Genomic DNA, 13,074 nt, shown 5'->3' on the forward strand with positions numbered 1-13,074 from the left:
GATAGACTAAAATTAATCTGGTTTGCATGGCTTCGTTTTTTACAAGCCATCGACATCGAGCCGCCTGTACGTCGCCCTGATCCGATAGCTATCGGATTTATTCCAGGGTCCTTATTAATAAGCATGAACTAAGGAGAGGTGCTGAAACAAGTTCAGCAGGACGATCTCGGTAGGAATCGCTGGGCGGGATTTGTAATCCCGTCCGATTAACAAAACTTAGCCAATGCCTCTTGCGTTGGTTTTTCCTCAGCCAAAGCTTTCAGCGTAACCACCTCATCAATTTTTTGTTTGGCAAAGGCCAGCCACAGTTTAATTTCAGGGGTTAAGGTTTTCTCGTTAGTTTCAAGGTCTAAATCAGATTGCTTCGTCGTTCATACTCAGCAATGACGATTCTTCTATTAGGTTGTCAATAGTTGCCTGTCAAAATGCCTATTTAAACTGATAAGTTTTAACGTAATCAAACACAACCTCATCCGGATATACCCCTTTGGTATAATCGCCGCCAAAACCGGTTAATTCGGTACTTAAGATCATGTATTCGGCAATGCCCGATAAACCTTTACTGGTACGGAACACTTCAGTTCCATCAACAAAAAATACATATTCTACGTTATTCCAGAGCAGGCCAAAAGTGTGAAAATTACCATCGCTAATGGTTTCGCTCGGCACAATTTTACTTTCGCTTTTGTGCGTTGCGCCGTAACCTCCCCAATGCACGGTATGGTAAGTGGCGTTTGGATTAGGCTTCAGGTATTCAAAAATATCGACTTCTGCGCCCACCGCCAAGGCATTATCAGCCTGTGAGCCCATGGTATTGGTTTGCAGCCAAAAAGAGGAGTGTGTACCCAGCGATTTCTGCATTTTAGCCCTGCATTCAAAATAGCCGTATTTCTGGCTGAATTTTCCATCGGTAGACAGCTGCCCGACATAATATTTTCCATCAGCATCTTTTATCGTTTGTACAACCAGATTTCCTTTGCCATCAAGTGAAATGGTTTTGCTACCCGAAACAGTAGCATATCCCCTTACAGATCCGTCGGCCCTGTAGCTCCATTTGCTGGCATCGATGGTTGTTCCGTTAAAATCATCACTAAAAACAGGTGTCATCAAACCAATAAAATCGGCTGGTTTTAAGGGTTTTTGAAGAAAAGGGTCAGTTTTTGACGGAAGCGTTGGTGGTTCAGGAACATCATTTTTCTTAGCACAGGATAAAAGCAGAATGGTAATTAAAATCGAAACGGAATTTTTCATAGTGAATTTTAGATTTGGTTAGTGCATAAAGGTGCAGCTTATTTAGCATAGGCAGGGGGCAAAATCCTTAACAAATAGGGCAAAAAATACTCAGGCATTATTGGTTTGCGGGTAATAGGCCAGAGCTGGTAAAGGTTCGATTTTATGGTAGGTGCTTTAGGATGCTAATCTTAATATTTTCTTAACCTTTATCAAACATAAAGCCTACGTTGGCCAGATACCTTTGCCGAAAAAAGATTTATGAAACGAATAGTTGCCCTAATGGCCTTATTGTGGCTTTCGGCCGGATATGTAGCCGCTCAGGAGAATCATGTGGTATTGATTAGTATAGATGGTTTACGCCCCGAATTTTATTTAGACCCGCAGTGGGGAATGGTGAATGTGCGTCAGGCCATGCAAAAAGGATCATACGCGGAAGGCGTTAGAGGTAGTTTTCCAACAGTAACCTATCCTTCACATACCACCATTGTAAGCGGTGTATTGCCTGCTAAACACGGTATTTATTACAATACCCCGGTTGAACCGCTGGGCGTATCAGGCAAATGGTTCTGGTACTACAAAGATATTAAAGTGCCTACCATCTGGACTGCGGCAAAAGAGGCGGGCTTAACCACTGCAGGCGTAAGCTGGCCGGTTACTGTAGGCGCACCGATTAACTATAACCTGCCTGAGTATGTAATTCTTCCGCAGGGTAAAGGCGAAAAAAAGGATGAGATTAAAGCCATGTCTCTGGAGTCGAACCCTAAAGAACTTTTCCAGGAGGTTCAGGATTATGCGGTAGGTAAATTTAATGAAGAATATGGTGCATCGGTTGATTTTTTTACCAGCGATCAGAACAAATCGCGTATGGCAGCCTATATTTTCAGAAAATATAAGCCGGCTTTCCTGGCTTTGCACATTGCCTTGTTAGATCATTTTGAGCATGAGCAAGGCCGTGATGGCGATAAGGTTAGATCAGCTATTGTGGGTGCCGATGTGGCTGTTAAAACCATCATGGATGCCGTAGAGGCTTCGGGTATGAGCAAAAACACCACTTTCATTATTACCGGCGATCATGGTTTTGTTGATATCCACACGCAGTTTAAACCCAATGTGGTGTTAAATAAACTTGGTTTGTACGATGATGCCAATAAAGAAGGTTGGAAAGCGTATTTTCAGCAAAGCGGTGGTTCGGCCTTTTTACATCTTAAAGATCCAAACGATAAAAAGAGTGTAGAGCAGGTTAAAAAAGCATTAAGCCAGTTACCTGAAGGCATACAAAGAACCTTCCATGTGTTGGATAAAGAAGCGATTGCCAAAGCTCAGGGCGACCCAACTGCTGTTTTAGCACTTGCTGCAAATCAGGGGTTCAGCTTTGGTGCTGCGGCCACAGGCGATATGCTTGCCCCGGCCAGCGGTGGTACCCATGGTTACCTGCCAACTGATTTTAAAGAAATACAAACTGGTTTTGTTACTTTCGGCAAAGGAATTAAAGCAGGTACAGTTTTGCCTTTAATTGGTCAGGAAGATATTGCACCATTAATTGCAAAATTATTAAACCTGAACCTGAAGACAGACGGTGTGCTTTACCCGGGCATACTGGCTCCGGCTAAGAAATAAAAAATTGCCTGTTAAAGGTATTAACATAGAAATGCCCCGGATGTAATATCACTGGGGCATTTTTGGTTAAAAGTATTTGTGCTCCTACAATAATTTCTGGTAACAGAAAAAGCGTAGCCCAGGACGTTTGGCCAGGGTAATTTCTCCGCTAAACGTGTAACCTAATTTCGGGAAAAGTGCTTGTGTTGCTTTGTTTTCGCTATTGGTATCCACCCTTAAAATGCTAATATTTCGCGATTGTGCAACTGTTTCGGCCTGCTGCATCAAAGCACGGGCAATGCCTTTTCCTTGTAAATCGGGGTCTACAGCCAAACGGTGGGTTACAATGGCCTTTTCGGTAATATCCCAACCCGCATCTGTGTACTCGGGGTCCTGATCGGTGGTTATGGCCGATACCCCCACAATTTGCTGATCGATTTCGGCAACCCATAATTGTGCTAAGGAGATGTCTTGTGTAAAGACTTCAGGATTTGGATAATCGTTTCCCCACTGAAAATTTCCTGCAGCCTGCATCAAGGGTACTACTTTGCCTACCAGGTGCATAATACCTGTTATATCTGCCGTTTTGGCCAATCTGATTCTCATGCCGCAAAGATAAGGGAATGCTCAAAATAAATTAACCACAGATAAAAAGGATGCACACAGATAGGGCATTAAATTCCACGCCTGAACAGCAGGGCAGGTCTGTGTATCCGTGGCAAAAAATAATGAATTGGTATCCTGAGGCAAAAAATAAACCGCTCATAAAAGAATGACCACAGATTCAAATAAATTATCTGTGGTTATCTGTGGCAAAAAAATAATTGGTTTATGCTTTAGCAAAAAGAAAAAAGTGCGCCCAGCCGTTCATGCAGGTATGAACACAGATAGGAAAAGAATATCCGTGTTTATCTGTGTACATCCGTGGCCAAAATAAAGAGTGTGAAAAAAAAATAAGCACAGATCTCTTAAGAAATCTGTGCTTATCTGTGGCAAAGAAAGTAATGCTTTATCCCGGTTAATTATTCAAAATTTCTTTGGTTTTCGATAAGGTTTCAGCTGCCGTGGTTTTAGGTAGGTTGCCGATTTCGAACTGTTTTAAAGCATTTTCCAGTTGCTGTAGTTTCTCGCTTTGGTTTTTGGCAGTATATTCTTTTCTCAGCAGTTTTATTTTTTCGAAATCCTGAGCACCTTCAATCATTTTTTCGAAACGTACTGAACTAAACGGCCCAGGGTAAACCAGGTAGGTGTCGCCTGCAGGCCATGCGGTAAAGCGGGTATCGGTTAAGGGGCTTTTGGTCCAGCTGTTATAAGCCCAGCGCAGATAACCATCCATGTTTTTGTTAGCAGTATACCAGCCCATCCAAACCGATTCTGCCGGCGATGAAAAACTGAAGGCATTAGGATAAGGTTCGGTGCAGCAGGTGTACCAGGTACTTATTTTGCCGGCTGCGTGACGGTCTTTCAATACTTCTGCAGGATATTCCCATTTGGAAGCAATACAGTAGTTGAAAATATCTTTCTCAATTTCCTGATGATACTCGCCAGCCAATGCGATTTTCCATTCGCTATCAATCGATTTTAACAAACTGATTACGCTTTTCATGGCTGGCATTGGTCTTTCGTCCATAGCAATGTAGGTTTTGCCGAACCAGTTTTTTTGTTTTAAGTGGCGGGTAAAATCTTTAAGCATGGTACCCCAAAAAACATTGTAGCCGGGTGTGCCAATCGCTTCGGTAAAAACAGCTTCTTTGTTGCTGCTCTCGTCGAAATAACTGAATGCAATTTTCCAGGGCACCATACTGTAACAGTTAATGCGCTGGTTAATGCCGCAGCTCATAACAAAGGCGACGTATTTATCAAATAGGCTATAATCGTATGTCCAGCTGCCGTCTTTTTTCTTAGTCCATTTAATCAGGCTTGGATAGTCATCGTAAGTTTGGTGACCCCAGGGTTCGTTTACAATGCTGGTTGTAATGGTTTTTTGTCCGGCATTGGCCAGCATTTGATAATAATCTTTCATTAAGGCAAAATGTGCATCGCTCCATAATTTTACCTGGTGTACCCGGGCAATAGCCGCCGGGTGTTGCCACAGGTCTAAATCGTAAGCCCATTGGCTGGGTGCGGGTAAAGTTCTGTCTACTACGCGTAACGAAATTTCGAGGCTGCTGGCTTTATCGCCATTAATACTTACACTGCCTTTATAAGTGCCTGCTTTTGTTCCTTGCGGAACTTTTACCGTAAGCCAAACAGGTTGAGTACTGTTCGGTGTTAAGGTAATCGCTTTGGTTTTGGTGTCGATGAGGTCGGCAACATACGATGAATCAAAATCTTTCGATTTGCGGTAACCGCAACCATTTTTAAACTCATCGGTTATGACATATTGAATAAAACCGGCCGATAGGTTTTCTTTTTTGATGGTATTGCCTTCAGCGCTTTTTAAGTCGGTTACATTTAAACTTACCGTTGCAGTTCCTTTTGTCCAGATCAGGAATTGCGTATTCAGGCTTTCGCCTTTCCAGCCATTAAAAGTCCAGCTTTTGCTGTTGTTTACCGTTGGCGGAACTTCGCGGGCAAAGCGTTGGTTACTGCTTGCAAAGCTTAGGTTTAATCCGGCAGGCACATTTGCCCATTGGGCAGCAGTTGCTTCGGTACTTAATTTGGGCACTTTTTGGATGGCCAGGCTGGCATCCTGAGCATTAACCGTTGCAGCGGTTAACAGGGTTAAAATAAATAGAGAAAACTTCATAATCTACAAGTTAACAAATTGTAAATCATAGAATAAAAAGCTTTTTTAACGCAATCGTTTGAGTGAATGTAACAAAGATGATGCAGATTGGAAGGTGGAAGGCGTGGGAACCAATTAAAGATAATTATTCACTGGTATATTCCAGTAAATCGCCGGGTTGGCAATCCAATGCTTTGCAAATAGCTTCTAAGGTGCTGAACCGGATAGCCTTTGCTTTTCCGGTTTTAAGGATAGATAGGTTGGCCAATGTTAAATCAACCTTGCCCGAAAGTTCGTTCAACGACATTTTTCGTTTGGCCATCATCACATCTAAGTTTACGGTAATCGGCATAATTATACAGTCAGTTCGTTTTCGGCCTGTAGTTCTACTCCGCGTTTAAAAATCTGCGAAATAATAAACACCAGTCCGGCAATAAATAAAAATTCTACGGCAGCGTAATCAACCTCAGGTTCGCCCCTTTGTTTCAATAACCAATTGGCATGGATATGGTTTAACAGCGAAACAAACCAGGTGGCGAGCAGCACATAACCAATTAAAGCAATGCGTTGCGATACATTTGCCGTAAATGGATTGGCTAAGTTAACCTTTGAGAGGGTTTTTATCACCAGAAAAGCAATAAAAGCTTTCATGCCAAGTAAAGAAAACATAAAATACACTTTAATGCTGTAGTTCCAGAAGCCCAGTTGCATCATTTTATATAAATCTGCACCCAGATAAAGGTTTTTAGTGATTTCGGGTTTAATGCAGGTGATCACATAAGAAACCAGAATGATACCGGCTTCTACCATGAGGCCAATGAAGGCAATCCAGGTTAAAACCAGCATAATGTTGAGGATCTTTTCGGTTGCTGTTTTCATTTTAATTGATATTTCTGATTGACGCTATCAAATATCAATAATATTTTATTGATAAACAATAAATATTACAAAGTATTATTAAACATAAAAGCCATATAAGCGCGATCAGGCTTACATGGCTTTTATGATGAGTTTGGTTATTTTATCACTCAGGTATTCAAAATTCAATCTTTTCTTTTATAGGTTATACATCCCGCCATCGGCAATCAGTTCTGCGCCTAAAATAAAGGTAGAATCATCTGAAGCGAGGAAAGTAATGGTTTTGGCAATTTCGTCGGCCTTTCCAAATCTGCCCACCGGAATTTTTTGGGTAAGGTTATCGCCCATATTTTTTAAATCTTCTGCTGATAGGCCAAGTTTATCGGTGCTGTGTAATGGCGTAACTACGGGGCCAGGGCTTACTGCATTTACCCTGATTCTGCGGTGGGTTAATTCTGCCGATAAATTTTTAGCCAATGTTAATAAGGCTGCTTTACTGGCGGCATAAACTGTGGCCCCTGCCATACCTATGTGTGCATTTATAGAGGTGTTTAATACAATAGAACCACCGTCATTAATTAAAGGCAATACCTGTTGCAAGCTGAAATAGGCACCTTTGAAATTGATGTTCATGATTTCATCAAAAGTTACTTCGCTCATGTTGGCCAGGGCATCAAATTTGCCAACACCGGCATTGATCACTACAATATCAATTGTTGGACTAATGGCTTTTACCTGCCCGGCCAGTTTACTTACTTGCTCCATTTGTCCGCTATCTGAAATGATACCATAGGCATTTTCACCAAGTTCAGCCACTGCTGTATTTACTGATTGCTCGTTACGTCCGGTGATGATTACTTTGGCTCCCTGAGCTAAAAAGTCTTTAGCTGTTGCGAAACCTATACCGCTGTTTCCTCCTGTGATGATTGCGGTTTTACCTGCTAATTTTTTCATATCTTTATGTTTTAATGGCTCAAAGAGACGGTAAATTGCCATGTCCATCAAGTAGGTACTTTTTGGTTCGGTACGTACTTTTTTGTAAGAAATGCCCCCGCTTTCTTTAAAATACCTGTAGCAAAATTTATATGACAAAGAAAAGACAAGCCTATTATACCTGCTCCATGGAAGCTGCCCTGAATGTAATTGGCGGGAAGTGGAAACTCACCATTTTAAACCGTTTGTTAACCGGGCCAAAGCGGTATGGAGAGCTTCACCGAAGTGTTACGGGCATTACCGAAAAAATGCTTACCCAACAGCTGCGCGAACTGGAAGAAGACCAGGTAATTGCGCGTACCATTTATCCGGTGGTACCACCCCGGGTTGAATATGCCTTTACCGAATCGGGCGAAAAACTGAGCGATGTTTTTAAGGCTCTAGAAATATGGGGCAGTAATTTTCAGCACCGCATTAACCCCATATCGGGCAATGCAGATCACGATAAAAGCTGTTATGTGCTTAAAGAGGAAGAGCAGCCGGGTCAACTTATCCACAACCCATAAGCACATTGCGCCTTAATTTGGAGGAAAATCGGATATTTGCAGCTGCTTATCCTTTATTCCTTTATGAAACCCTACCTGCAACTTTTCGACTTTTCAAAAAAAATTAACTATCGTACCGAAATTCTTGCGGGTTTAACCGTAGCCATGACCATGATTCCCGAATCATTGTCGTTTGCCATACTGGCGGGCTTTCCGCCCCTAACAGGTTTATATGCAGCCTTTATTATGGGCCTGGTTACTGCCATATTGGGCGGCCGGCCCGGTTTGGTTTCTGGTGGGGCAGGGGCAACTGTAATTGTGCTCATTGCTTTAATGAAAATGCAAGGCATTGAATATGTTTTTGCTGCGGTGGCCCTGGCCGGTGTAATTCAGATTTTAGTTGGCCTGTTCAGGCTGGGTAAATTTGTAAGGCTGGTGCCACAACCGGTAATGTTCGGTTTTGTAAACGGTTTGGCTGTAATTATTTTCATGTCGCAATTGCAGCAGTTTAAAACCGTGGTTAATGGCACCGAAGTATGGTTAAGCGGCACACCTTTATATACTATGCTGGCTTTGGTGCTGTTAACCGTAGTCATTGTTATCTTTTTGCCTAAAGTAACCAAAGCAGTACCGGCATCGTTAGTGGCCATTATTACTGTTTTTATTATTGTATTGGGTTTTGGTATTCCAACCAAACTGGTTAGCGATATTGCTTCTGTAGCGGGTGGTTTTCCGCCTTTTCATATCCCAAGTGTGCCCTTAAACCTCGAAATGCTTCAAATTATTTTCCCTTATTCGCTTATTATGGCGGGTGTAGGCTTAACCGAGGGCTTACTTACCCTAAACCTGGTTGATGAAATTACCGAAAGCAAGGGCAACAGGAACCGCGAAAGCATAGCGCAAGGTGTAGCCAATATTTTAAATGGTTTTTTTACGGGCATGGGCGGCTGCCCGATGATAGCACAAACCCTGGTTAATCTTTCGGCAGGGGCGAGGGCCCGCTTATCGGGTATTGTGGCGGCGCTAACCATTTTGCTGATTATTTTAATCGGGGCCCCGGTTATAGACCGCGTGCCTATGGCTGCGCTGGTAGGGGTAATGATGATGGTTGCCATTGGAACATTTGAGTGGATGAGCTTTAAAGTAATTAACAAAATGCCCAAGCAGGATATTGTAATCGGTATTTTGGTAGCAGCAATTACCATTTGGCTGCATAACCTGGCGCTGGCGGTATTGGTAGGGGTAATTATTTCGGCACTGGTATTTGCCTGGGAAAGTTCTAAGCGCATCAAGGCAAACCAGTATGTAGATGAAAAGGGCGTAAAGCATTACGAATTGTTTGGACCCTTGTTTTTTGGTTCGGTAGCCAATTTCAATGCCTTATTTGATGTGGCTCACGATCCTGAAAATATAACGATTGATTTTAAGCACAGCAGGATTTTCGATATGTCAGGTATCGATGCTTTAAACAAGCTAACCGAAAAATACCAGGCTGCCGATAAAAAATTACAGTTAAGGCACCTGAGCGACGACTGTAAAAGGATGTTAAAAAATGCCGATAAAATTATTCAGGTTAATATTATCGAAGATCCGACTTACCGGGTAGCTACCGAAAGATAATTCAATCCAACCCGATTCTCATTTATGGGTTTTATCTTTCCCATCGGGTAACATAATCGCGATGTTTTATCAAATCTTTTACAGAAGCTTAACACTAATGTGAAATAGTATATAAATATCACTTTTTGCTAAAACGTTTAACTAGTTCCGGATTTTGCAACTAAAAAGCGTCTGTTTTATTGTACCCGAAGCCCTGTTTTTTCGTTAAACGCTGTTTTATAGGATGTTAAAATATTAACATTTTTTATTAATATTTAATTTTTTATCTGTCTATTCGACAATTATTTTAAAATAATTAAATATTATAGGCTTGTTTTATAAAAATTTCATAAAAATGACAATTCAATATTAAAACGTTTTAGTATTATATATATTTGATTTAACCAAATACTAATTATATGAGAATTACTAACCTTTACTACCCAACTACCAGTCTTTGTAACCTGAGACCTTTCTTGCCGTTTCCTAGAAATTAAGTTTTAGCAAATCATTTTTTTTACCAATTAAAGATCCATTAACTATGCGATACTTATGGGCGTGCCTTGGCTTTTTTGCAGCGTTTACGTTAAACGTTTTACCAGTTTTTGCTGGCGCTGATAAAATGCATAAAGGCTTAGCAATTAAACACTTTCTGTTTCAGGATACGACAAAAATTAAATTCGTTTCCTTAAAAGATTCATTGAGAAAAGACAGCTTAAAACAGATTAAGCAAAAAACACTTTATAACAAGTTATCAGGTGGCGTACAGAAAAGCACAAAAGATTTATCGCTTTTTCCGGCCATTACCTTACAGCAAAATTTAAAGGGTAATTATGCTGGCTTGTATGTTCAGGAACCATCGGGCGAACCGGGTACCATACAAAACATGTTTTTAAGGGGAGCTCCTATGCCGCTCTTATCTAAAAAGGATGTATATGCTTCGCAGCCTTTGGTTGTGCTGGATGGAATTCCACTTATTGGCGAACATCCATTCGCTTTTGATATCCAGCAGTACGATTTCAACAGGATTGGGCCAGCCACCAATTTGCTCAGTACCATCGATATTAACAATATCGCATCGGTAGAAGTATTAAGCGATTTAGCCAGTACGGCTATTTACGGGCCAAGAGGTGTAAATGGTGTAATCCTCCTTAAATCTAAAACACCTGATGGCATTGCGCGCAGCATCAGCTTTAACTCGTACATCGGTATGGCGCAAAAGCCAACCGTGAATACCATTAATGGTAAGTACGAAAATACATTCAGACAGCGCTTTTACGATATTTATACCACAAATGGCCGGTATTCTGACGATGAAGCTTACCCGGTTTATCTGAGCGACTCGTTAAATAATGTCTATAGCGGTAAATCAGACTGGACCGATTTATATTATAAAAATGCACTGGTTTACGGCATTAATTTAGGCCTGACGGGAGGCTCGGACAGGGCAAGTTTCAGGTTCTCGCTGGGTAATACCAAAAGCGATGGTGTAGCAGATGGAACTGGTTTAGACCGTTACAGTGCCATGTTTAACATCAACATGAAACCAGTTAAATGGTTATTGTTCTCTGCAATGATTAATGGTAACCGTTTAAACCGTACGCGCAACAGGACTTTAAGAGATCGCTTTGCACAGATTAATTATTTCCCTGATTTAAGTGCGCCACTGGCACCCAATAAAGATTATTATGCCAGTTACCTGAACGAGTACAGCAAAGGTTTTGACGATAATAAAACCAATAGTATCCAGGGTTTTGCCAAACTGGTAGGTACGCTGGGTAAATTTAAAATAAGCTCATCGTTTAATGTCGATTATAACGAAGGCTACCGCGATATTTTTTATGCCCGTACGCTGTTACAGGGAAATAGCTACGCTTCTAACTATTACGGCTTTAACCAGCGTTTAATGATGGATAATAAGGCCACGTACGATTTGAACCTGAAGAACGTACACGATTTTCATTTTGAGTTGGGCCAATCGATGATCTGGGATATTTACAAGTATAACAATGCTTATGCTTATAAAGGTGCCAACGATTATATTAAAATTAACCTGCTTGATTCTAAACCAAAAAATGACGATGGATCAGATAACGGTGGTTATTTAACGCCGGTTGCCTTCCCGAGAGAACTTACATACCGGTTTTTAGATAAAACAGCCGATAACCTGCTATCATTCTATGGCAAGGTAAATTACACCTATAACGATAAATATTTCGTTTCGGGTACTTTACGCTTAGATGGTTCATCGAACGCGCAACCCACCAAACGCTGGTTTTACTCGCCGGTACTTTCTGCAGCCTGGAACATTAAAAATGATTTGTTAAAAGATAACAAAGGGGTTGATGATCTGGTACTACGTGCCAGCGCAGGCAGAATGGGCAGAACTTTTACCTACGATAACTATGCGCAGGGGCCACAATATACCGCATCGGTTGGGTATACAGGAAACTTAACAGTACCGGGCTACAATGCTATTGGTGTACTAACCAGGCCTTACTCTTTTGGTTGGGTAGGGTATAACGTGCCATGGTCGTACTCTGATCAGTTAAATATTGGGGTAGATGTAGCGATGCTTAAAAACCGCCTGCATGTATCGGCCGATTTTTATACCAAAGCAGAGAGAAACCAGTTGCTGGGCATCCCGTCATACGCCGAGTACGGTTACAAACAATCGATAGAAAGTGGCCTGAACATGAGCAATACCGGGGTTGATTTAACCATCAGCGCTTTGGTAATTGCAAACAGCAAATTCTCGTGGAATTCGGCCCTCAACCTGAACCACAACAGCAATAAATTAACCGCATTGCCAAGAGGTTTAAATGAAATTATCATTGGCAACAGATTCTTAAAAGTTGGTCAGCCGGTAGATCAGTATTGGTTATTGGAAAACGAAGGCATTTACACCGCCAACAACCAGGTACCTGTAGTAAATGGTCAGCCTTTAAAATATAATGGTACGCCATTAAAAGCAGGCGATCCGCGCTGGAAAGATCAGAATGGCGATAACATTATCGACGAAAGAGATAAAGTATTAAAAGGTCATTCGCTACCGGTTTTATCGGGTGGTTTCGATAACTCGTTTACCTACGGTAACTGGAGCTTAGGTACAAACCTGTATTTCAACCTGGGCCGCAAACTGATTAACCAGGATATGGCCAACCGTTTTGATTTTGTAAACCGTGAAGGCAATACCGATGTATCGTCGGTAAAAGAAATTACTTTCTGGGAAAAAAGAGGCGATTACAGCAAATACCCGCTGTACAATCCATGGAGTACTGTAATCCCTTACCGCACCGATCAGGATTTGTTTTTAGAAAATGCTTCATTCCTGAAACTGAGATCTGTATCGCTGGGATACGATTTAGGTGCCGTATTGAAAAAGAAGAACATCAAAATCAACAAGCTTTTTGTGTACGGATCGGTTAACAATGTATTTGTAATTACCCCTTATACCGGGCAAGACCCCGAGCTGGTAAGTTACGATGGTATTGATACCGGCTATGGTCAGCCTATACCAAGAACGTATACCCTGGGTGTTAAAATGGAATTATAATATGGAAAGCAATACGAACAAAACAT

At 41.5% G+C, this 13,074-nt stretch carries 10 protein-coding genes; 4 read left to right on the forward strand and 6 right to left on the reverse strand.

What is annotated here, in order from left to right; all coding sequences use genetic code 11:
* Positions 1 to 429: 429 nt before the first annotated feature.
* On the reverse strand, positions 430 to 1,251 hold the full coding sequence (locus OC25_RS19020) for a glycoside hydrolase family 16 protein (RefSeq protein WP_039479379.1): 822 nt from the start codon (positions 1,249 to 1,251) through the stop codon (positions 430 to 432).
* Between the two features lie 240 nt (positions 1,252 to 1,491).
* On the opposite strand from OC25_RS19020, the gene OC25_RS19025 reads away from it, so the two are divergent.
* A complete protein-coding gene (locus OC25_RS19025; protein ID WP_039479381.1) occupies positions 1,492 to 2,850 on the forward strand; it encodes an alkaline phosphatase family protein in 1,359 nt (452 codons plus the stop codon).
* Positions 2,851 to 2,934: 84 nt separating this feature from the next.
* Here the strand turns inward: OC25_RS19025 and OC25_RS19030 are convergent, their stop codons facing one another.
* The 5 genes from OC25_RS19030 to OC25_RS19050 all read right to left on the reverse strand — a co-directional run bounded on the left by OC25_RS19030 (position 2,935) and on the right by OC25_RS19050 (position 7,369).
* Complete coding sequence (locus OC25_RS19030; protein WP_039479383.1) at positions 2,935 to 3,435, reverse strand: GNAT family N-acetyltransferase; 501 nt, start codon at positions 3,433 to 3,435, stop codon at positions 2,935 to 2,937.
* Positions 3,436 to 3,847: 412 nt separating this feature from the next.
* Complete coding sequence (locus tag OC25_RS19035) at positions 3,848 to 5,578, reverse strand: DUF4091 domain-containing protein (RefSeq protein ID WP_039479386.1); 1,731 nt, start codon at positions 5,576 to 5,578, stop codon at positions 3,848 to 3,850.
* A 124-nt stretch (positions 5,579 to 5,702) separates the two neighbouring features.
* Positions 5,703 to 5,909, reverse strand: a complete 207-nt coding sequence (locus OC25_RS19040) for a helix-turn-helix domain-containing protein (protein WP_039479388.1) — start codon at positions 5,907 to 5,909, stop codon at positions 5,703 to 5,705.
* A 2-nt stretch (positions 5,910 to 5,911) separates the two neighbouring features.
* Positions 5,912 to 6,436, reverse strand: coding sequence for a DUF2975 domain-containing protein (locus OC25_RS19045; protein WP_039479390.1), 525 nt, complete (start codon positions 6,434 to 6,436; stop codon positions 5,912 to 5,914).
* Positions 6,437 to 6,613: 177 nt separating this feature from the next.
* The gene (locus OC25_RS19050; RefSeq protein ID WP_039479552.1) at positions 6,614 to 7,369 is read right to left on the reverse strand and encodes an SDR family oxidoreductase; all 756 of its coding nucleotides are present in this window, start codon (positions 7,367 to 7,369) and stop codon (positions 6,614 to 6,616) included.
* Positions 7,370 to 7,500: 131 nt separating this feature from the next.
* Here OC25_RS19050 and OC25_RS19055 point away from each other — a divergent pair, with 131 nt between their 5' ends.
* From OC25_RS19055 to OC25_RS19065, 3 genes are all read left to right on the forward strand, one after another.
* The gene (locus tag OC25_RS19055) at positions 7,501 to 7,914 is read left to right on the forward strand and encodes a winged helix-turn-helix transcriptional regulator (protein WP_082018655.1); all 414 of its coding nucleotides are present in this window, start codon (positions 7,501 to 7,503) and stop codon (positions 7,912 to 7,914) included.
* 63 nt (positions 7,915 to 7,977) lie between these two features.
* A complete protein-coding gene (locus OC25_RS19060; protein WP_039479391.1) occupies positions 7,978 to 9,513 on the forward strand; it encodes a SulP family inorganic anion transporter in 1,536 nt (511 codons plus the stop codon).
* A gap of 601 nt (positions 9,514 to 10,114) precedes the next feature.
* Positions 10,115 to 13,048, forward strand: coding sequence for a SusC/RagA family TonB-linked outer membrane protein (locus OC25_RS19065; protein ID WP_052266323.1), 2,934 nt, complete (start codon positions 10,115 to 10,117; stop codon positions 13,046 to 13,048).
* Positions 13,049 to 13,074: the final 26 nt, after the last annotated feature.

This window comes from Pedobacter kyungheensis, assembly GCF_000812965.1.
GTDB lineage: Bacteria > Bacteroidota > Bacteroidia > Sphingobacteriales > Sphingobacteriaceae > Pedobacter > Pedobacter kyungheensis.

What these genes read in the sequence shown, in the direction of transcription:
- OC25_RS19065 (WP_052266323.1), top strand. Translation starts at nt 10,115, where the DNA reads ATGCATAAAGGCTTAGCAATTAAACACTTTCTGTTTCAGGATACGACA.
- OC25_RS19050 (WP_039479552.1), bottom strand. Translation starts at nt 7,369, where the DNA reads ATGAAAAAATTAGCAGGTAAAACCGCAATCATCACAGGAGGAAACAGC.
- OC25_RS19045 (WP_039479390.1), bottom strand. Translation starts at nt 6,436, where the DNA reads ATGAAAACAGCAACCGAAAAGATCCTCAACATTATGCTGGTTTTAACC.
- OC25_RS19035 (WP_039479386.1), bottom strand. Translation starts at nt 5,578, where the DNA reads ATGAAGTTTTCTCTATTTATTTTAACCCTGTTAACCGCTGCAACGGTT.
- OC25_RS19030 (WP_039479383.1), bottom strand. Translation starts at nt 3,435, where the DNA reads ATGAGAATCAGATTGGCCAAAACGGCAGATATAACAGGTATTATGCAC.
- OC25_RS19060 (WP_039479391.1), top strand. Translation starts at nt 7,978, where the DNA reads ATGAAACCCTACCTGCAACTTTTCGACTTTTCAAAAAAAATTAACTAT.
- OC25_RS19020 (WP_039479379.1), bottom strand. Translation starts at nt 1,251, where the DNA reads ATGAAAAATTCCGTTTCGATTTTAATTACCATTCTGCTTTTATCCTGT.
- OC25_RS19055 (WP_082018655.1), top strand. Translation starts at nt 7,501, where the DNA reads ATGACAAAGAAAAGACAAGCCTATTATACCTGCTCCATGGAAGCTGCC.
- OC25_RS19025 (WP_039479381.1), top strand. Translation starts at nt 1,492, where the DNA reads ATGAAACGAATAGTTGCCCTAATGGCCTTATTGTGGCTTTCGGCCGGA.
- OC25_RS19040 (WP_039479388.1), bottom strand. Translation starts at nt 5,909, where the DNA reads ATGCCGATTACCGTAAACTTAGATGTGATGATGGCCAAACGAAAAATG.